The 19,565-nt window shown below is 47.2% G+C and carries 15 protein-coding genes; 9 read left to right on the top strand and 6 right to left on the bottom strand.

Annotation, left to right across the window (positions count from 1 at the left end; genetic code table 11):
• Positions 1 to 298: 298 nt before the first annotated feature.
• The 3 genes from C0033_RS26760 to C0033_RS20105 all read right to left on the bottom strand — a co-directional run bounded on the left by C0033_RS26760 (position 299) and on the right by C0033_RS20105 (position 3,026).
• On the bottom strand, positions 299 to 808 hold the full coding sequence (locus C0033_RS26760; RefSeq protein WP_146043799.1) for a hypothetical protein: 510 nt from the start codon (positions 806 to 808) through the stop codon (positions 299 to 301).
• A 193-nt stretch (positions 809 to 1,001) separates the two neighbouring features.
• Positions 1,002 to 2,519 (bottom strand): tripartite tricarboxylate transporter permease, encoded by a 1,518-nt coding sequence (locus C0033_RS20110; RefSeq protein WP_103229697.1) that lies wholly within the window; start codon positions 2,517 to 2,519, stop codon positions 1,002 to 1,004.
• A gap of 12 nt (positions 2,520 to 2,531) precedes the next feature.
• Positions 2,532 to 3,026, bottom strand: coding sequence for a tripartite tricarboxylate transporter TctB family protein (locus C0033_RS20105; protein ID WP_103229696.1), 495 nt, complete (start codon positions 3,024 to 3,026; stop codon positions 2,532 to 2,534).
• Between the two features lie 258 nt (positions 3,027 to 3,284).
• Between C0033_RS20105 and C0033_RS20100 the strand changes: the two genes are divergently transcribed.
• The 3 genes from C0033_RS20100 to C0033_RS20090 all read left to right on the top strand — a co-directional run bounded on the left by C0033_RS20100 (position 3,285) and on the right by C0033_RS20090 (position 8,452).
• Positions 3,285 to 4,229 (top strand): NAD(P)-dependent oxidoreductase, encoded by a 945-nt coding sequence (locus C0033_RS20100; protein ID WP_103229695.1) that lies wholly within the window; start codon positions 3,285 to 3,287, stop codon positions 4,227 to 4,229.
• Positions 4,230 to 4,340: 111 nt separating this feature from the next.
• Positions 4,341 to 6,389, top strand: coding sequence for an alpha-amylase family protein (locus C0033_RS20095; protein WP_103229694.1), 2,049 nt, complete (start codon positions 4,341 to 4,343; stop codon positions 6,387 to 6,389).
• Positions 6,377 to 8,452: a hypothetical protein gene (locus tag C0033_RS20090; RefSeq protein ID WP_103229693.1), complete on the top strand. Its 2,076-nt coding sequence runs from the start codon at positions 6,377 to 6,379 to the stop codon at positions 8,450 to 8,452. Before C0033_RS20095 ends, C0033_RS20090 begins: the two co-directional genes overlap by 13 nt.
• On the opposite strand, the gene C0033_RS20085 is transcribed toward C0033_RS20090, so the two are convergent.
• On the bottom strand, positions 8,439 to 9,134 hold the full coding sequence (locus C0033_RS20085) for a response regulator transcription factor (RefSeq protein WP_103229692.1): 696 nt from the start codon (positions 9,132 to 9,134) through the stop codon (positions 8,439 to 8,441). The two genes, C0033_RS20090 and C0033_RS20085, sit on opposite strands and share 14 nt — an antisense overlap.
• 12 nt (positions 9,135 to 9,146) lie before the next feature.
• Entirely contained in the window at positions 9,147 to 10,700 is a 1,554-nt protein-coding gene (locus tag C0033_RS20080) for an ATP-binding protein (protein ID WP_103229691.1), read from the bottom strand.
• 257 nt (positions 10,701 to 10,957) lie between these two features.
• Here C0033_RS20080 and C0033_RS20075 point away from each other — a divergent pair, with 257 nt between their 5' ends.
• The 4 genes from C0033_RS20075 to C0033_RS20060 all read left to right on the top strand — a co-directional run bounded on the left by C0033_RS20075 (position 10,958) and on the right by C0033_RS20060 (position 15,666).
• A complete protein-coding gene (locus C0033_RS20075) occupies positions 10,958 to 12,355 on the top strand; it encodes an extracellular solute-binding protein (RefSeq protein ID WP_180994831.1) in 1,398 nt (465 codons plus the stop codon).
• Positions 12,356 to 12,437: 82 nt separating this feature from the next.
• Positions 12,438 to 13,823, top strand: a complete 1,386-nt coding sequence (locus C0033_RS20070; protein WP_103229689.1) for an FAD-dependent oxidoreductase — start codon at positions 12,438 to 12,440, stop codon at positions 13,821 to 13,823.
• A gap of 57 nt (positions 13,824 to 13,880) precedes the next feature.
• Positions 13,881 to 14,783 carry a sugar ABC transporter permease gene (locus C0033_RS20065; RefSeq protein WP_180994830.1) on the top strand — a complete coding sequence of 301 codons (903 nt, stop codon included), beginning with the start codon at positions 13,881 to 13,883 and terminating at the stop codon, positions 14,781 to 14,783.
• Between the two features lie 13 nt (positions 14,784 to 14,796).
• Positions 14,797 to 15,666 (top strand): carbohydrate ABC transporter permease, encoded by an 870-nt coding sequence (locus C0033_RS20060; protein WP_242984563.1) that lies wholly within the window; start codon positions 14,797 to 14,799, stop codon positions 15,664 to 15,666.
• A 242-nt stretch (positions 15,667 to 15,908) separates the two neighbouring features.
• Here the strand turns inward: C0033_RS20060 and C0033_RS20055 are convergent, their stop codons facing one another.
• A complete protein-coding gene (locus C0033_RS20055; RefSeq protein ID WP_180994829.1) occupies positions 15,909 to 17,078 on the bottom strand; it encodes a sugar diacid recognition domain-containing protein in 1,170 nt (389 codons plus the stop codon).
• 459 nt (positions 17,079 to 17,537) lie between these two features.
• Here C0033_RS20055 and C0033_RS20050 point away from each other — a divergent pair, with 459 nt between their 5' ends.
• Together C0033_RS20050 and C0033_RS20045 are read left to right on the top strand one after the other, a co-directional pair.
• On the top strand, positions 17,538 to 18,647 hold the full coding sequence (locus tag C0033_RS20050) for an iron-containing alcohol dehydrogenase family protein (protein WP_103229686.1): 1,110 nt from the start codon (positions 17,538 to 17,540) through the stop codon (positions 18,645 to 18,647).
• On the top strand, positions 18,644 to 19,462 hold the full coding sequence (locus tag C0033_RS20045; RefSeq protein WP_242984562.1) for an aldolase/citrate lyase family protein: 819 nt from the start codon (positions 18,644 to 18,646) through the stop codon (positions 19,460 to 19,462). Before C0033_RS20050 ends, C0033_RS20045 begins: the two co-directional genes overlap by 4 nt.
• Positions 19,463 to 19,565: the final 103 nt, after the last annotated feature.

The following is a 19,565-nucleotide window of genomic DNA, read 5'->3' as shown; positions in this document are numbered from 1 at the left end:
CGCCGCACTAACAAGTGCGGTGTCCCTTTTCACATCAGAAAACTATTGCAAATCTTTATTTAGTTAACTAAGATACGCCGGAAAGAAGGGGAAGCCCAGGTGGGCGGGGGAAGTATTAAGATCAATGGGATTCGGGATTCGCCCCTAAGATGTACTAAGACCCGCAAGGACAAAAAGAGACAGGGCGCGCCCATTCGCAGTGAGCTCTTGATGACTTCACTGCTCAAGGGGCGCTTAGAACCTGATTCGGAATTCAGTTTCTACCTGTCTCTTTTTGTCCTTGCGGATCTAAGTACATCTAAGGGGTTCCATACAATCCCATTGATCTTAATACTTCCCCCGCCCACCTGGGCTTCCCCTTCTTTCCGGCTGTTGCTTGGCTTGCTGAGGATAAAAAAGATTTGGTGGATTGTGAGTAAGTTTTTACACCAACCGTGAGGGCTTTTTCAGAAATGCCTTCACCATTTAATGTAAAGGGTGAGGTCTTTTCGCGAAATGCCTTGACGTTTAAAGTAAAACCTGAAGGCATTTCAGAAAATCCCTTCATGATCCATGTAAATGTAATTCTACATAAATATCTACGCACCAATATTGTTTTTAACCTGGCCAGCGAAAACCAGCCCGGAATCGAGATGCGAGGAAGGGAGAGACGGTCTTTACGGGAACCCGGGCGGGGGAGAATGAAAAAAGGACAATTGGGATCGTATGGAACCCCTTTAGTGATTCTTAGGCACGCAAGTACAGAAAGAGACAGGTAGAAACTGAATTCCGAATCAGTTTCTAAGCGCCCCTTGAGCAGTGAAGTCATAAGGAGTTCACTGCGAATGGGCGCGATCCTGTCTCTTTCTGTACTTGTGGGTCTTAGTATCACTTAGGGGCGAATCCCGAATCCCGAATCCCAATTGTCCTTTTTTCAATCTCCCCCGCCCGGGTTCCCGTAAAGACCGTCTCTCCCTTCCTCGCATCTCGATTCCGGGCATACCTTCCGCAACTCCGTTAAATCACAATTTTGCCTCCCCCATCATTTTCCTTCGATTCAGCTTCATTTCTTTATACACACTCCACACCACAATAAAGATCGCCAGTGCAAAGAACACATCAAAAATCGGCCGTTTAAAGAAAGCGCCGAAACTCTTATACTGCATAAGCCCCCGCCTGAGATAAGTTTCCACCATTTTACCGATCAGGAAACAGAGTACAAATGGAGAAGATGACATTTTAAACTTCACGAACAGATATCCGATCAAACCAAACAAAAGGATGGACTGAACGTCGAAAATCTTATTGTTTGTAGCGTAAGCACCTACAGAACACAGTACCAGAATAAAAGGCATTAAAATATGTTTAGGAATCCTCAGCGCCTGAACGAAGACCTTGATTCCGAAGAACTCGATCAGCAGCATCAGAAGGCTGCACACCATACAAGCTGCGAAAATACCGTAGACGATATCAGAACTCTTAACGAACAGCAGCGGTCCGGTGGACAGGCCGTGGATCAGGAATCCGCCCAACATCATGGCGGTAACGCCGTCGCCGGGGATGCCTAAAACAAGGAGGGGGATCATTGCGCCGCCGATGGTTGCGTTGTTGGCGGTTTCTGTTGCAACTACGCCGTCCGGGCATCCTTTGCCGAATTCATCGGGGTGTTTGGACATATTTTTAGCAGTCACATAGGAGAGCATACCCGAGGTGCTTCCGCCGATGCCGGGGAGGATGCCGATGCCGGTTCCGATCAATGCGGAGCGGATGGCATTGGGGATCTGGTATACAAATTCGGCCCAGGTGAAGCCGAAGCCCTTTATCTTATTGACTTTTACGGTTTCCAAAGCTTTGCCGCTGCCCATTTTTTCAGCGGTTGCCAGAATTTCTGAAATGGCGAAAATACCGATCAGGGTCGGAAGGGTGTCAAAGCCGGCCAAAAGATTGCGGTTGCCGAAAGTAAAACGGGCAATGCCGTCGATGGGAGCCATGCCCACCATTGCGACCATCAGACCCAGCATACCGGACAGAACGCCCTTTAACATGGAACCGGAGGCCAGAACCGCCACCATGGTTAAGGCGAAGATGCAGATGCCAAAGTTTTCAACCGGTGTGAATTTTAGCGCAATGCCCGCGATTGGCGGAGCTGCGAATGTCAGAATAATAAATGAGAATACACTTCCTAAAAATGAGAATACGATTCCATATCCAAGAGCTTTTCCGGCGTCTCCCCTCTGAGCCATAGGATGACCGTCAAAACAGGTGGCGATAGAAGAAGCGGTGCCCGGCATGTTAAGCAGAATGGCGGAGATCAGACCGCCGGAAATACCTCCTATGTAAACGGCAACCAGAAGATTTAATCCCATAGACGGGTCCAGAGAAAATGTGAGAGGTAAAAACAACGCTACGGCCATCGCTGCGGAAAGTCCGGGAATGGAGCCGAAAATGATTCCGACAGCCACTCCGGCTGCCATGAGTAACAGTGAACTGGGCGCGCATACGCGGACAAGCGCCTGACCTAATAAACCAAATGCTTCCATAAATAATTCCCCCTATAAATTTATTGTGAAAATTCCGGCCGGCAGTACGATCTTAAATCCATACCGGAACAGGAAAAATACAGCAAATGTAAATGCGATGGAGATGGCGGTAAGAAAGACCGGTTTTCTCCCTTCGTCAGGAGCCAGAACCAGCATCTGCAGCGGAAGATAGATACATGTGGTAACGATGAACCCAACCGGTTTCATGATAAATACATAGGCGAGAATTAACAAAAAGCTGATTATAACCCGCTTCATATCAGGCGCTTCCTCAGCAGGATCGACTGCGATTTCAACTCCGGCATTATTCTTAATTGTTTTGAGACTGAGCACGATTAAAGCGATGGCTAAACCCAGTGTCAGAATTGCAATACACAGCGGTACAAAATCAGGACCTATCTTCATCACCGTCGACTTTGGAAGAGCAATGGAACCCCCAATCATTGCTAAAGACAGAACGGAAAAAAAGATTCCAATGGTCAAATCTCCGTACTTTTTAATAAACATCCCCTCATTACCTCCTTGAAAATTAGTAAATATATCTAAAAACGACACTATCTTATCATTGAAAATACAGGATTACAATCATTTGAGAGCGTCTTTAACATCATCTTAGCAAACCGCTAAAATAGTGTTAAAGACGTTCGAAAAAAGGAATTATTCCCGGCATTTGCCCGGGGGGTGTAAGTTTTTTCAACCTTGTTTTCTAATGCCTATGCCTTATACTGAATATATAAAATAGTTCTATGATGGAGGTAAAACGAGATGAAGGTTGTGATTATGGAGGATTTGGGAATTACAAGTGAGGCGCTGAATGAGCTGAAACGGCCTTTGGAAGCAAAAGGCTGCATTTTTACTGAATACCAAAAGACTGCGGATACGGCAGCTTTGATTGAGCAGGCAAAAGAGGCGGAGGCAATGATACTGGCCAATATGCCCATGCCGGCAGAGGTTATCAATGCCTGTGAAAAATTGAAATTTATCGATATTGCGTTCACCGGAGTGGATCACGTTGCAATGGAAGCTGTAAGAGCGAAAAAGATAGAGGTCAGCAATGCTTCCGGTTATTCCAATGAAGCGGTGGCAGAACTGGCTGTGGGACTGGCAATCGGGCTGACGAGAAATATTCCCCAGACAGAGCGCTGCTGCAGGAACGGGCAGACGAAAGCCGGCTTTGTCGGTGGAGAAATCAAAGGGAAGAATATCGGTATTATCGGTCTTGGCAACATCGGAAAGCGGTCCGCCCAACTGTTCCATGCCTTTGGTGCACAGATTATGGCATGCAGCCGTACCGTTCATTCAGACTGGCCGGAATACATTTCTCAGGTTTCTATGAATCAGCTGCTGGCGGAATCTGATATCGTGATACTCCATTGTCCGCTGAATGATTCCACCCGCGGGATGATAAACAAGGACTGTTTGGAAAAAATGAAAAAATCCGCTTATTTGATCAATCTGGCAAGGGGGCCTGTAGTCGTGGCACAGGATCTTGCAGATGCGCTTAACCATGAGGTGATCGCAGGGGCCGCTGTGGACGTGTTCGATAAGGAACCGCCGTTGGATAAAACAGAACCGCTTCTGAATGCCAAGAATACCATTTTGACCCCGCATATCGCATTTGCATCCCATGAATCCATGCAGTTGAGGGCTCAGATCGTTTTTGATAATCTGACTGCATGGATAGACGGAAAGCCGCAGAATGTTGTATAGCAGCATGGGAAAAGAATGGGTAAAGAATGAGAACAGAATAGAAACAGAATAGGAACAGAATAGGAATAAAATAGAAACAGAATAGAAGCAAATTCCGGAGGAAACAGATAAATGAAACATTGGTGGGAAGGCTATCCCTGGAGAATGATACAGACCAATCTTAGAGAGATTGATATGGAATCCATTGACGCGGAAAGATATGTGGGTGAGCTGAAGGAATTTGGTGCGACCGTGGTTCTTTTAAATGCAGCCGGCATCATTGCGAGTTATCCCACAAATCTTGAATTTCAGGAGAAAAGCAGGTATTTGCATGGGGACAGCCTAAAACGGATCATTGAAGTATGCCGCAATCAGGGAATCCGAGTTATCGCGCGCACGGATTTTTCAAAGATCCGGTATGGCGTATATGAGAAACATCCGGAATGGGCCTACCGCACGTCTCAGGGTGAAATTGTCAATTACAACGGGGATGTGCATACCTGCTTAAATGGGGAATACCAGCAGAAATTCATGTTTGAGATAATCAAAGAGCTTTTTACGGACCATGATTTTGACGGCATTTTCTGCAATATGGGCGGATTTATCCAACAGGATTACAGCGGCCGCCGCTATGGAATATGCCATTGTGAAAGCTGCAGGAATAAATTCAGAAATCAGTTTGGCCTGGAACTGCCGGAAGATGAGGATATGAAAAACCCTGTATACCGCAAGTATCTGAGCTTTAAGCGGGAATGCCTGACGGAGCACAATAAACGGTTCTATCAGTTTATGAAACAGATCAGTCCTGAACTGGCTGTTAACGGATTTGATTATATCAGGTGCGAATCCAATACGGAAATTGGCAGGGAACAGTGGCAGTATAGCGCATCCTCCAATTCCCGGGCTATTGGAGGCGCGGGCCGTTCCTGTCCTTCCGACAATGCCTGCGTGGATTTTATGGGCTATCGGTACAGGCATATATCGGTTTCACCGGCTCTTATGGAGCTGCGCCAATGGCAGAATCTGGCCAATGGAGGAAGCGTAAGCCTCTACCTTATGGGGCGGCTGGATAATCACATGGACCGTTCCTGCTATGAAGGGACGAAAAAGGTATTTCACTTTCACCGCAGAAATGAGCCGTATTACAGAGGACTGGAATCGGCTGCCAAGGTGGTGGTCATGCGCAAAGAACTGTGGGAAAAAGATAAGGAAGTGTTGGGCTGGATAAGGGCTCTGACCGAAAGCCACATCCCATTTGATGAGATGCTGCCGGAGCGGTTAACGGATGTATCCGCCCTTCGTGGAAAAGAGATTTTGATATTGGGCAATATAAAGTATCTGTCGGATGTTCAGGCCGCTCTGATCGATGAATTTGCGGCTGGCGGAGGATGCGTCATAGCGACAGGAGAAACCTCCTTTGGCGATACGAACTATGAGGAACGGGACGTTCCGGCCTTGAGGTGCCTGGGAATACAGGCGTTGGAAGATGTGAGACATGATTTAATGTCCGGCATGTTTCTGATCGGTGAGGATGAAAGAGATCAGTTTCCGCGCTGTGAAAAAACGCCGTATATTGCTCCGGGGCCGGATCTGGTTTTTGCCCGTATGAAAGTGGAAGCAAAGGGATATATGAAGCTGATACCGGAACATCCATTTGGCCCGCCGGAACGGTGTTTTTATTCCGGGATAACGTCCAGGCCCGGAATATCTGTGTTTCCATATGGAAAGGGGAAGGGAATCTATATTCCGTGGAAGATTGGCAGTTTCTATCAATGCGAGGGATACCAGAATACACTTTCCGCCATCCGGGATATTATGTTTTCCATAGGTAAAGCGGAGGAAATGGCGCCGGAGCTGACGGAGATGGTGGAGCTGAGCATTTATAAAAGTCCGGAACGGACCGTGGTTCAGCTGGTCAACAATTCGGGGTGTTTTGCTAATTCTTATTTTAATCCGCTGCCCGTTACGGACATACAGATAAAATTGAAACATGTGTGTGACTTTGGCAGTGTGTTTACGCTGAATGGAGGCCGGGTCTGCTGTATGGATGCGGAAGATGGGCTGATGGTGAAGCTGGACCGGCTAAAATCGTATGAAGCTATTGTATTTGAAGCTCCCGGCCATCCGAAGGATAAAAACGTCTGCGCAGAGAGCGGAAAGGAGAATCCTTGTTTTACTTAGAATCGGAAATGGATCTGACATCCGCTGTTTTGTTCGGGTGGAAGGAACTCAAAAAAATGGAAAGATCGGTTTCCGGGGACGCAGCATTCATTTTAATCCGGGATCTGTCATTAAAGGAACAGTCCTATCGTCTGGAATTGGCCGAAGGGAAGATTAACATGTTTGTCAGAGATGACGCGGGGGCCATGTATGCCTTTTTCGACCTGGCGGATTCGGTTATTGACGGATGGTTTTCCCTGGAACCGGTGTGCTGTGGGGAGCCATATATGATGCAGAGGGGAATCAAATTCAATATTCCTCTGGACGCCAGAACGCCCAGCTATTCCGACGCGTCAGACATTGCGGCAGAAACCATTGAGTACATATGGGATTTTACCTTCTGGAAAAATTACCTGGATCATATGGCGAGGAATAAATATAATGCGCTCACCCTGTGGTCATTGTCACCGTTTCCATCCCTCGTAAGGATTCCGGAATACCCACTGACGGCTCTGGCGGATGTGAAGAGACCCACAAGGCCCATACGGGCGACAACCACGGGGCTTAATATGTTTACAAAAGATGTGGAAGAATCCCTGGTAACGGTCAAAAGGATGACAATAGAAGAGAAAATCGCATTTTGGCAAATGGTCATGGAATACGCTTCAGACCGCTGTATCCGCATATTTCTGTTTACCTGGAATGTGTATGTATACGGCACCGAAAACAGCCCATACGGAATCACTGCCGATCAGAATAACCCCGTTACAGAGGACTATCTCTACTGTGCGGTAAAGGCATTGCTCCGCACGTATCCCTTACTGGCCGGTATCGGAATCACGGCCGGTGAGAATATGAAAAGGGACGAAACCGACATTCCGTTTCTGGTGAGAACCTACGGACGGGCGGTTTCTGAGGTGTTAAAGGAACAAAAAGACAGACAGTTTTCATTGATCCAGAGATATCACTACAGCGATTTTAAGGCGATTCAAAAGTCATTTGCGGATTTTCCATGCCCCTTTTATATCAGCTTTAAGTATTCCCAGGCACATATGTATTCCGGCACAGCACCCCAATTCATCAGGGAATTCCATTCTGAAAATAAAGGGATGTTTCCGGTCTGGCTGACGGTGAGAAATGATGATTTTTACTATTTGCAGTGGGGTGATCCTGATTTCGCCAGAGATTATATCTGGAATATGCCGAAAGACGGGGCGGAGGGATTCTATCTGGGAGCGGATGGATACACGTGGGGGATCGATCTGTTTGATAAGAAAAAGAGACATGGAACGTATTTGCAGAAACACAGATATGAGACTGCCATCTGGGGACGCCTTTCCTATTGCCCTCAGCTTGGGGATTCCTATTTTAAAAGATATCTGGAAAGGGAATACCATGTGAGCAGTGCAGAATCCTTTTATCCGGCGTGGAAAGAGGTATCTAAGATCATACCTTATGTAACCTGCGTCCATTGGCATAATTATGATTTCCAATGGTACCCGGAAGGCTGCTGCTGTTATGATCAGGATCTGGATAAGCTGCTGTTCGCCGACATTAATGAATTTATGGACTGCCCGGCGATGCCGGGAGGGGATTATCTTTCGGTCAAAGACTACTGCAGCGCTGTGCTTGGCGGGAAGGCGGTCAGTCAGAAGCATCCTCTTCAGGCTGCAGAAGACATTAAAAAAGCGTCGGAAAATGCCATAAAGTATTTAAACCGCTGTTCCGGTATTGAGAAGGAGACTAGAGAGTTTCAGGATATAGCTAAAAGCATCAGGCTGAATGCCATGCTGGGCATCTATTACAGCAAGAAAATCAGGGCGGCAGTGACGCTTTGTTTCGGATGCCTAAAAAAGGATAATGCAGAGATAGAGGCGGCAGCCGCCCTGTTAAAAAGCGCGGCAAAAGACTGGCGGCAGTATTCCGGAGGATTGTACCGCATCTGTTCTCCGTCGCAGATGGCCAGGCTGTGTTCCTATGTGGATTTGCGCAGCTTTAACAGATACGCGGAACTGGACTGTGATTTGGCGCTGGAACACCGGTTTTCCGGCCGGCAGGGCATTACTGCGGTTACAGATTCTTAATAATATTGTCAAATGACACCAGATGCAGCATGGCGGTGACATCGCTCATTCTCTTCTTGGAAAACTTTTTTAATATGCTGTTGACCTGGCTTTTGATGGTGGCCTGGGAGACATACCTCATCTGCGCAATCTGCTTGTAAGAATAACCCTCGTAAACGGCTTTCAGCACATCGAATTCGCTGTTGGTCAGTTCACTTAAAATGTGGAGCGCAAATAAAAGCGACTGGTTCTGAAGCCGGAGGGAATTGAATTCCGCGCGTATCTTGTCGGCGATCTCAGGCCGCAGCAAAAGATCGTTGGAATAGACGTTTCGTACGGAAGACAGAATGCGGTCTATGGAGTCCGTTTTGATAATATAGTCCATGACGCCTACGGAATAAGCATAGAACAGCAGTTCATCGTCTTCGTGGATTGTAACGATTATGATCTTAGCTGCAGGAAGCAGCTTATGTATTTTTTCGGCCGCCAGGATGCCGGAATTATGGGTTTCCATCTGGATATCCATGAGTATCACATCCGGGCGGCAGGAGCCGGCCACCGAAACGGCCTCCATGCCCGAATTGGCGGTGCCGATCACATTGAGATCGGGCTGGGCATTGAGATTTTCCTTAAAATAATTGACGATTTCCGGCATGTCGTCAACAACCATAATATTAATTTTTCCTGTTTCATTTTCGTTCATGATATCATCTCCTTATGACTCGCTCATACAACCTGGTAATAGAATTTCGACCTTAGTAAACTGCTGTTCCCTGCTTTTAATGCGGATATGTCCGCCGTGTGACTGCACGATTTTCATGACATAGGGCATTCCCATGCCGAAATTATGGGTTCCCATGCCGGTTGAAAAATTTAGTGAGAAAACTTTTCTCAGATTCTTCTTTGCGATTCCGCATCCATTATCCCAAATAGAACAGTAAATCCAGTTTTTGCTCCGAACGACAGAGACTTTAATCTTCATATCCTCTTCATGATTTTCCCTTTTCATAAGCGCATCGATGGAATTATGAAAGATATTGGAAAAGAGCTGTTCCATCTGATAGGAGTCAAATAGCCCCATGAGTTTTTCATCCGTATAGTCCTTTTCCAACGTCACGGAAGGCGGAATTAGCAGTTCCGAAATGGTTTTATCCAGGATGCCGGTAAAGTCGCTGTAACTCATCTTTGTATTCAGATTTCTTATATTGTTCAGCGTATTATCCAGCACATTCAGCTGGTGGGAACTCAGCTCATGGATCTTTTTCAGCGCATTTTCTCCTTCCGGCGTTCCATAGCAGCGCAGCGCCGTGTCGGAAAGCATTTTAAATGTAAACATCATATTTTTGTTGGAATGGAATACGTCCCGCAGGTTGGCATAAAGCGTGTTCAGCTGCTTTTTGATGGAAATGGAGCGGATCTGGAGGAACATGCTGTCTATCCCGGTCCAAATGATGAAGTAGGTGACGATAATCAAAAGGATAAACACGATGATGGGAAACTCCACATTGTAAAATTTGGATATCTGCGTTTCCGGCGCAATGCTCCATAGCCCTGTGTATAACAGGCTGGAGGCGGACAGCCGCAGATCGCTTATGAAAATGGTGAAATAAAACAAAGAATTTAACAGCCCAATGCTGATGCTCAGACCCAAAAGCTGGTCAAAAAAGAAAGTGATGCGGTTTTTAATGCCGTTATAGAGCAAAAAGCCGATGGGATAGACCAGACATATGGTGCCCAGACACGAGATCAGGCGGTCCAAGGAGATCACAGCCGTGCGGATAAAGTTTTTGGCCTCGCCGGACTGCGCGGTATGATACAGAAGATACAGCTTCCAGGCAGTTTTCGAATGGTAAAATAGAAAGAAACTGACGATGTATATGGTCAGTATGGAATAAGCCATAAACATCAAGGGGCTTTTTCGTTTTGTCTCCTGACCGGTCAGCAGATTTTTACAAAAAAGATTGACAAATAAAATAATAGTACAAAAATAGATGGAAATCGAGCAGTTTCTAAGCAGAAGCAGCTTGGAAAGAGGCAGGTATTTGAGAACGTTCAGCATCATCAGATAGATTTTGTGAGCCAGAATGGAAAGAACCGGGCCGAAATTAGCTGCATAATTCACCTTTTTGGTGGCAAGCATCAGGGTGGCAGTCAGAACAATGGCCATGCTAAGCAGCATCACAGCAAAAAGAATGTGATACAGATTCCTGATATCACTGATCAAAAGGCCAATAGCAAATAAAAAAAGCAGCATGATGGTCAATTCCATGAAACAATCCCCCCAGTCAAGTATTTCAATGGATGAATGTAATTGTTCAGTGCCCTCACAATTACGGATGAATTCAATATAGCATAGGGAAATGCAAATGGCAACATGAAAGGGAGGGGGAGCCGGTTGTAAATTTTTTCAACCTGTTCAAAGCAAAATCAGCAGTATATAATGGGATCAATCCAAGTACGGGGGCATCGATAAGCCGTTTAAATGTTAAGGGGTTGAGATGTTAAATGATTAAGGAGGATTTCGGGATGAAGGGTTTGAAACGAGTTATGGCATTATCACTGGCGGCAGTGATGGCGGTATCCGGCATCAGCGGATGCGGCGGGAAGGGTGATGCACCGGCCGGGGCACAGAGCTCAGGCGGCCAGGCAGGAGCTAAGGAGATCGACACGGTGGTTGTGTGGTCGGATAACATTTCACAAAAGCCGATCAGGGACGAACAGGTGGCGGCGTTTAACGAAGGAATCGGAAAAGAACTCGGCATTAAGGTGGAACATACCGTCTACGGAAGCGACTATATGGACACCATTAAGCTGGCGGCCAGCAACGGGGATGCGCCGGATCTGTTCCGAAGCGATTCCAAATGGCTGACGGATTTTGTCAGGGCGGGGTATGTCGTTCCGTTAGAGGAGTTAGACTGTGAAGCCAGCCGCAATCTGATCGAGATGTTCGATCCCTACTGTTTGAAACAGAGGCATGTGATAAACGGAAAACACTATACGCTTCCATACAGCATCACTACATACAAATTTTTAATCAATGAAGATCTTTGGGCAAAGGCCGGTTTGACAGAGGCTGATTATCCTAAGACATGGGCCCAGGTGAGGGAATGCGCGGCCAAGATCACAAAAGCCGGCAATGGGGACGCATTTGGATTTGGCTTAGGACTTGGAAGTTTATGGACTTTGAGCACATACCTGACCATGCCTGCCGGAAAATGGACGGGACATTACGGCTATGACTACGAAAAACAGCAGTTCGATTACAGCGCCTACGCCCCTATGCTGGAACAGGTATACGGCATGGTGGAAGACAAAAGCGTGCTTCCGGGATATGAAACCATGGACGCGGACAGTCTCAGAGCCCAGTTTTCGGCCGGTGTGATCGGCATGATGCCGGCAGCCAGCTTCGACTGCGCGCTGTATAACGTACAGTTCCCGGCGGAATGCGACTGGAGCGTCATCGATGTGCCGACGGTTACCGGGGACAATGAATTCAAGGATTTTGTGCAGCCTGCGGATCTTTTATGCATCGGCGTAAATGCGAAAGACCACTACGAAAATGTAATGAAAGTAATGGAGTATTTCTATTCAGACGAGTGTGCGGCTGAATTTTATGAAGAGGCGGTTCTGATCCCCGTGCGCAAAGAGGCCATCGAACTGGCGAAAAAAGAGCCGGCCGGCAAGGGATTTGCCGAATTCGCTGAGGGAATCGAAAATACCTTCCTGATGGAAATGAGCCCGGACACGGTGATTAAAGTAAAAGGACTGACATACAGAGAGGTCATAGCCAATTATCTGACCGTGGGCGGCGATATAAAGGAACTGCTGGGTGAGGTGGATTCCAGATATAACGAGGCGTTAAAGGATATTAGCCCGGATGAATTAGCACTTTATTTATCCACCAACGATGTGATAAAGAAATAGAAATTGGTAAAGTGCACGGAGACAGGTTGAAAATCTTTATCCGTGCATTTTGCATGTAAAATATAAGGGGAAAGGGCAAAATATGGAGATTATCAGACAGCAGAAGGAAATAGAGGTTTTTAAGACAACTGATGTTTTAGTGGTCGGCGGAGGCCCGGCAGGAATCGGAGCGGCCGTGGCGGCGGCCCGTATGGGCAGTTCTGTGATACTTCTTGAAAAACGGGGATATCTGGGCGGAAACATAACCGCCTGCTATGTGGAAAACGCCAATTACTTCATGGCAGGAACTCCATTTCATTCAGAGGGAATCTATGCGGAGATTGAAAAGGGCAGCAAAGAAAAATACGGAACCGACAACATACGGGAATGCAACCCAAATGCATTTAACAGCGAGTATCTGAAGGTATATCTGGATGAATTTTTGAAGGATCAGGGAGTGGAGCTTTATTTTCACGCATTTGTAAACGAAACCATTGTGGAAGACAACAAGATAACCGCAGTGGTCATTCAGACGAAGAAGGGGCCTTTGGCAATAAAGGCAGGTGTGGTCATAGATGCAACCGGAGACGGCGACGTGGCGTTTGGCGCAGGCGTTCCGTTTGAGCAGGGAAGGGATTTGGACGGTCTCTGCCAACCCGGCACGGTGGGGCTGAGATTCGCCGGGGCGGATGTGGAAATGCTGTCCGGTTCGGAGACAGACCGCCTGAAAGAGATCGGACGGGATTTCAAAAAAAGGTACCGGGCAGGAGAGACTGGTTTAAAATGCAGACGTCAGGATCTTCCCTTTGGAAGGCTGACAAAGGGCGGACAGATCTCATATGTGAATTACGCCTGCGCATACGGCATTGATCCCACGGATCTTTCCGATGTTTCGAGGGGAGAAATGGAGTGCAGGCAGTATATCATGGAGATATACCGGTATCTGAAACAGAACTACGAGGAACTGAGAAATATCGAAATCGCCTCCATAGGGCCTGAAATCGGCTTCAGGGACAGCAGAAGGATCAAGGGACAGTACCGGCTTAGAATCGATGATATGAGGTCCGGAAAAATGTATGATGACGTGATCGCAGTGTATCCGGGATTTTATGATATGCTGGCCCCGGACGCATCCATGGATGGAGACGGCAGCTTGGAAGGCGGGGGATATGAAGGTCATATCTATCATCCCATAGAAAAGGATGACAGCTTCCAGATTCCATACCGGTCGCTGATTCCCCTGAATGTGAAAAATCTGCTGACAGCCGGAAGATGCATATCCGCAGACCATGTGGCGGAAAGCGGAATCCGGGCAATTTCCGCCTGTATGCTGACCGGCCAGGCGGCCGGCACGGCGGCGGCATTAGCGGTTCGAAGCGGCGCCGATACGGATCAGGTCAATATCATGGAGCTGCAGGAGTGTTTAAGAAAACAGGGCGTGAACATTCCCTATAATCAAAACTCCCAGAATGAGAAACTCCAAAAATGAGAGACTCCCGAAATAAAAAACTCCCAAAATGAAGGAAGGGTGAACCATATGAATTTTATGATAGGTAAACAAAAATATAATAAATCATCCATTCAGGCCATGCTGATGCTTGCGCCGGTAATGATTGGATTTTTTATATTCACATATGTGCCGATTGTCTATATAGTCAGATATGCGCTGTATGATTATTCCGGTTACGGGGAGCCGCTTTGGCTGGGAATGGAAAACTTTGTGCGGGCGTTTAAGGACCCTGCTTTTTGGGAATCCATAGGAACCACATTTATTCTGACCTTTGGAAAACTCCTGATCCAGATGCCGTTTGCCATGATACTGGCGCTGTTTTTGAATAAAGGGCTGAAATGTACGGGGCTGTTCCGTGTGCTCTTTTTCCTTCCTGCCATCATAAGCACGGCGATTACCGGTTTGATCTTTTCGTTAATGTTCCAGAACTTCAAAGGAATTATCAACGGAATGCTGATCCACAGCGGCATCATAACCGACCCGATCAACTGGATGGGCAACAAATGGACCGCTCTGCTGGTAATTGGATTGGCTGCGGTATGGAACGGTTATGGAATTACGATGACATTTTTCTTAATGGCCCTTCAGAGCGTGCCGAAAGAGCTGTATGAATGCGCGGAACTGGATGGAGCCACAGGAGCAACAAGATTTTTCAAAATCACGCTGCCGATGATCGGTTCCACAGTCCGGGTGGTGGTTATGCTGGCTATTGTGGGAAGCATGAAGATGAACGATTTGATCCTCGCTTCGACCAACGGGGCTCCTGCGGGACAGACTGAAGTGGTTATGACGTATGTATTTAAATATTTCTTCGGCTATTCCGCCCGGGTTCAGGAAGTCGGATACGCTTCCGCAATGTCCGTGATTACCGGAATCATTCTGGCCGTATTTGCCATGATTTATATGAAATTCAGCAACCGGATGGAAGTGGATAAATAGGAGGTTTTATTATATGAAAGAAACGAAGATGCATTCCAAGAGCACGAGGACCTTGGTCAGCAAAGTGATTATCTACCTTTTTATAGCTATCGTGATGGTTTTAGTCATGTTTCCGCTGGTTTATACGTTTTTCGGTTCATTTAAATCCAATGCGGAACTGCTCACCAACGCCCATAAAGTGCTGCCGGAGAAATTTCAGACATCCAATTACGCAAATGCCTGGAAGAGCGCAAATTTCGCTCAATATACCTGGAACAGTCTGGCTATGGCGGTTCCCATCGTTATCGGAACGATCTTTTCTTTAACCACGGCGGCTTACGTGTTTGAACGGGGACATTTTCCGGGGAAGAAACTATTGTTTTTAATCATCACTTCCTCCATGTTCATCTCCCTTGGAAGTTTAACGCTCTATCCGCTTTTTAAGATCGCGAAGTTTTTCAGCATCAATAAATCCCTGTGGGGTGTGGTGATTATCCGTGTGCTGGGCATTAACGTGACAAATCTGTATGTTGCGAAAAGCTATATAAATTCCATCTCTACGGAAATTGACGATGCTGCCAAGATAGACGGATGTTCCTTTTTCAGCATCTTTACCAGGATTATTTTCCCCCTGTGCAAGCCGCTGATCGCCACACTCGGCATCCTTGAATTCCGGTTTGCATGGAATGATTATCTGCTTCCGATGGTGTTCACCATGTCGAATAAAGCAAGAATGCCTTTGGTGGTTGGAATTATAGGTTTGAAGGCTTCTGAGGAAGCAGCGTCTTCCTGGACACTGATGCTGGCGGGAACGACGATTTCATTGATACCGATTATTGTGGTTTATATTTTCTTTAACCGGCTCTTTATCGACGGGCTTACGTCGGGGGCGGTGAAAGGATAAGAGGATTTATGGTGAAAATACGCCCGGAAGGAGAAACGGAGCGGGAATCAAGAGCTTAGGAGGAAGAATCCGGCAGTTCTTGACGCACGTTCTTGGTTTCCTTCCGGGCGTATTTGGTTTTATGTATTATGCTTCGGTGCGGTTAAAGTCTGCAATCCATTTATCGGATAATCCCAGGTATTTCTGGCCTTTAATAGAATATTGAAATGCGTTGCGTGCGCCTGTAATCTGGACGTATACGATTAAGCGACGGGCGCATGCCCTTCCATATAGTGAAACAAGCCGATCAGAAAGATGGCGTCCTTCACATTGAAAAACGGATCAATCCCAAGCAGGGTTTTAATCTTTTTAATCCTGGCATTCAGCGTATTTTTATGGATATAGAGCTGTTGGGCGGTGGCCGCCAGGTTCATATCGCAGATAATCAGCGCTCTGATCGTGGTCAGAAATACTTCCTCAGCCATATGCTCCCGGATCACGGCGGCATACTTTTCAAATACCGGCTCCAGCTGGGCGGCAGGCGACATGCTGAAGAGATAACTGATTAAATGCTGCCGGAACGGGTGGATGCGCTCTGCTGCATCCTGGATATGGCAGCTTAACCAGTGGAGGCATTGGTAGCTGTTTCTGAAATCATTAAAATCCTGGCACGGAGCCGAATAATAATAGTAGACAAGAAGGCCTTTTAAATCGCAGAGTGAAGTGATTAAAGCGTCTAAAGAGGCACAGAATTCCTTCATATCATCGTCAAAATAGGAAGGGTCAAACTGCTTTAAGGACTTTAGGATCAGCAGATTGGTGGCATCCACCTTTAATATCATATCCTGGGACTGGTGCTCTTTTAAGGACGCATAGCCGGTGATCACATGGTCCAAAAGGTCATTGTCATATTCTCCCCTGAGTTTAACCAGAATGGGAATCCGAAGGGTATTGCTGTGAAATCCCCGCTCTTTTGCCAGGCGGCTGATGCGGGAAGGATTGATGGGCTGCTCGAATAAAAGGGCGTTGCAGAGCTTGCTGTTGGCCTGCTGTTCCCGGATGACGGAACGCTGTCTGCTGTCCGCTTCCAAAAGCGTTTCCAATGAAAATTTAATGAGCTTTGCCAGCTTAATATTCTCAGCCGGAGAACCGGAAAGGCCCAGAACCCCGGATATCTCCGTGCCGTCCTGCAGAAGCATATTAATTCCCGGTTTTAAGACCCCGTACATGGCCTTCCCTTCATCCAGATTTTCCGTAATGCTGATGGACTGGCGGCTGACGATCATGTCATAGGCCAGCTGATGAAAGTCGCCCACCCGTTCCGGGCTGGAACTGGCGATGATAATTCCCTTCTCGTTCATAATATTAATCGGCACATCAATTTGCCGCTGCATTTTCTGAATAAAATTCTGCGCAATCTCCACATCTATCATAGGTAACCTCATTTACTTCCCAAAATGTGCTGGAAACACTAAAAATTGTTATTTAGTTCTATATTTTCATAGGATTATTGTAGTCGAAACACATGACTTTTGCAAGCCGCTATCCTATAATAGAATTAGCAGCAATCAGAAAAACGTTGCTCATCACAGTCCCGTGTGGCTCTGCCGTCAGGTCAGGTTCCGGTGGTTTGCAGACACTTTCCAGTGACTTTGCAGGGAATTAGCAATTCTTAACGCGCAGAATTTTTCGTTCAAGGGAAATGTCCACCTGTTTGAGCGTAAGCGAGTTTGGACATTTCCCTTGGTTTTTAGAAAAATTTTGCACGTTTAGAAGTGCTTATGCCCGAAACCGGAACAGGAAAGTGTCTGCAAACCACCGGAACCTGACCTGACGGCAGAGCCACACGGGACTGTGATGAGCAAAGAAAAAACTAATAGGGGAGATAAATCATGTGGAAATTTTATCAGCCTGTTGATATCGTGTTCGGCGCGGGCAAGGTGGAGAAACTGGCAGAAATTATGGAAGAAAAGAAACTGGACAAGGCGTTGATTGTGGCCGATCCGTTTACTGAAAAATGCGGACTTGCAAAAAAAGTGATGGATATGTCCAAAGGAAAAGTGGTGGGAATCATCAGTGAAGTGGAACCAAACCCATCGATTCAAAACGTGGACGCCTGTATTGCAAAAGCGAAAGAGACGGGAGCGGAATGCATTATTGCCATCGGCGGTGGCAGCGCCATGGACTGCGCCAAATCCACGGCAGCAGGCTGTAAAATGAACCTCTGCGGCTCAGAGCTTCTGGCCGGGGCCGCGGTTACATCCGCACTTCCGGTCATTGCCGTTCCGACCACTGCGGGAACGGGCAGCGAAGTAACGGCAGGAGCAGTAATCAGCGACAAGGAAAAAGGGATTAAGGCGGCGGTTTTCAGCCCTGCCATTTTCCCGGTGCTGGCAGTTGTGGACCCGGAACTCACTTATACATGCCCTCCTGCAGTAACCGCTTCTTCCGGCATCGACGTGCTGGCTCACGCTTTGGATGCGCTGACCAGCGTAAAGGCTAGTCCAGCAACGGATGCGCTTGCAGTCCGGGCGGCTAAGATGGTGTTTGAAAATCTGGAAAAGGCCTATTTGGACGGCAATGATAAGGCGGCCAGGGACAATATGTCTGAAGCCTGCGTTACGGCCGGACTGGCATTTTCCCAGACCGGAACGACGGGGTCCCATGCCTGCTCCTATATTCTCACTTCCAAATTCGGAATCCCTCACGGAGAGGCCTGTGCATTTACCTTGGATTCCTGGTTCCGGGAAAATGCCAAGGTAAGGCCCCAGCTCAACGAATTTGCAAAAATGATGGGATTTTCGGATGCAGATGAAGCCGCGGATGAAGTGGCGAAGCTGAGAGATAAATTAAAGCTGAGATCCAGACTTTCGGAGATCGGCGTAACCGAGGCGGATTTAGACGAAATCGCCAAGAGCAGCAATGCATCCGGCAACATGACCAATAATATTGCAAAAATAGGCGTTGACGGAATCCGCAGGCTGTTTGCAGAAAAAGCATGAGAAACGAAAAAAGAGAGGGCCGCGCAAGCGGACCTATGGAGGTAGCGATGAGAGCGAATATGGTGAATTGGAAAGAACAGATGAAGGAAAGGCCCTTGTTTGGCTGCTTTGTAACATACGGGCTGCCGGATTTGGCGGAATATACGGCAAGCCTTGGATTTGACTTCATTTTAATCGATAATGAGCACGGCGTGATGGAACAGAGCACCTTATGCGATATGGTGCGGGCGTCCCAGTGCGAGGGAGTTCCTGCCGTTGTGAGATGCACGATGAATGAATATGACCACGTGCAGAAAGCCCTGGATTTCGGCGCAAACGGGGTTCAGGTTCCGTTAGTGAATACTGTGGAAGACGCAAAAAAGATCGTGTCCCTGACCCATTATGCCCCATTGGGAAAACGTGGAACCGCCTATCTGCCGAGAGCAGCGGGATATGGACTGGTGGAAGATAAATGCGCTTACCGGGAAGAGGCCAACCGGGTGAAACTGGTCAGCGTCCATATTGAGACCGTGGAAGCGGTGGAGAATTTGGATGAGATACTGAAAGTGGACGGAATTGATGTGTATTTTGTCGGGCCTGGAGACCTCTCCTCTTCCATGAACTTGCCGTCGGATGATCCGAAGGTGCAGGAAACTGTGAAAACTTGTATTCAGAAGATCGCGGCAGCAGGAAAGATTCCGGGGTATTATGTGGGATCAGCCGTTGCGGCTAAACAGGCGGTGGAATGGGGAGCCAGATACCTGGTGACAGCGATTACACCGTATATGACGGCGGGAGCGGTTCAGTATCTGTCAGATGTTAAGGGATTTATGTAAAGGGTGAAGGGATTTCGGAAAAAGCCTTGAAGATCGATGTAAAAAAAGTGGATATTCCAACTTTTTTCACATCGATCTTCAAGGCTTTTTCCGAAATCCCTTC

The organism is Clostridium sp. chh4-2, assembly GCF_002899675.1.
GTDB lineage: Bacteria > Bacillota > Clostridia > Lachnospirales > Lachnospiraceae > CHH4-2.
Note: the sequence above shows the minus strand (reverse complement) of the source record. Positions and strands in the feature narration are given on the sequence as shown.

Bases quoted from the DNA above. Each gene is read 5' to 3' on its own strand.
- C0033_RS20065 (WP_180994830.1), top strand. From the start codon at position 13,881: ATGATAGGTAAACAAAAATATAATAAATCATCCATTCAGGCCATGCTG.
- C0033_RS20100 (WP_103229695.1), top strand. From the start codon at position 3,285: ATGAAGGTTGTGATTATGGAGGATTTGGGAATTACAAGTGAGGCGCTG.
- C0033_RS20110 (WP_103229697.1), bottom strand. From the start codon at position 2,519: ATGGAAGCATTTGGTTTATTAGGTCAGGCGCTTGTCCGCGTATGCGCG.
- C0033_RS26760 (WP_146043799.1), bottom strand. From the start codon at position 808: ATGACTTCACTGCTCAAGGGGCGCTTAGAAACTGATTCGGAATTCAGT.
- C0033_RS20075 (WP_180994831.1), top strand. From the start codon at position 10,958: ATGAAGGGTTTGAAACGAGTTATGGCATTATCACTGGCGGCAGTGATG.
- C0033_RS20060 (WP_242984563.1), top strand. From the start codon at position 14,797: ATGAAAGAAACGAAGATGCATTCCAAGAGCACGAGGACCTTGGTCAGC.
- C0033_RS20095 (WP_103229694.1), top strand. From the start codon at position 4,341: ATGAAACATTGGTGGGAAGGCTATCCCTGGAGAATGATACAGACCAAT.
- C0033_RS20055 (WP_180994829.1), bottom strand. From the start codon at position 17,078: ATGATAGATGTGGAGATTGCGCAGAATTTTATTCAGAAAATGCAGCGG.
- C0033_RS20070 (WP_103229689.1), top strand. From the start codon at position 12,438: ATGGAGATTATCAGACAGCAGAAGGAAATAGAGGTTTTTAAGACAACT.
- C0033_RS20080 (WP_103229691.1), bottom strand. From the start codon at position 10,700: ATGGAATTGACCATCATGCTGCTTTTTTTATTTGCTATTGGCCTTTTG.
- C0033_RS20050 (WP_103229686.1), top strand. From the start codon at position 17,538: ATGTGGAAATTTTATCAGCCTGTTGATATCGTGTTCGGCGCGGGCAAG.
- C0033_RS20085 (WP_103229692.1), bottom strand. From the start codon at position 9,134: ATGAACGAAAATGAAACAGGAAAAATTAATATTATGGTTGTTGACGAC.
- C0033_RS20045 (WP_242984562.1), top strand. From the start codon at position 18,644: ATGAGAAACGAAAAAAGAGAGGGCCGCGCAAGCGGACCTATGGAGGTA.
- C0033_RS20105 (WP_103229696.1), bottom strand. From the start codon at position 3,026: ATGTTTATTAAAAAGTACGGAGATTTGACCATTGGAATCTTTTTTTCC.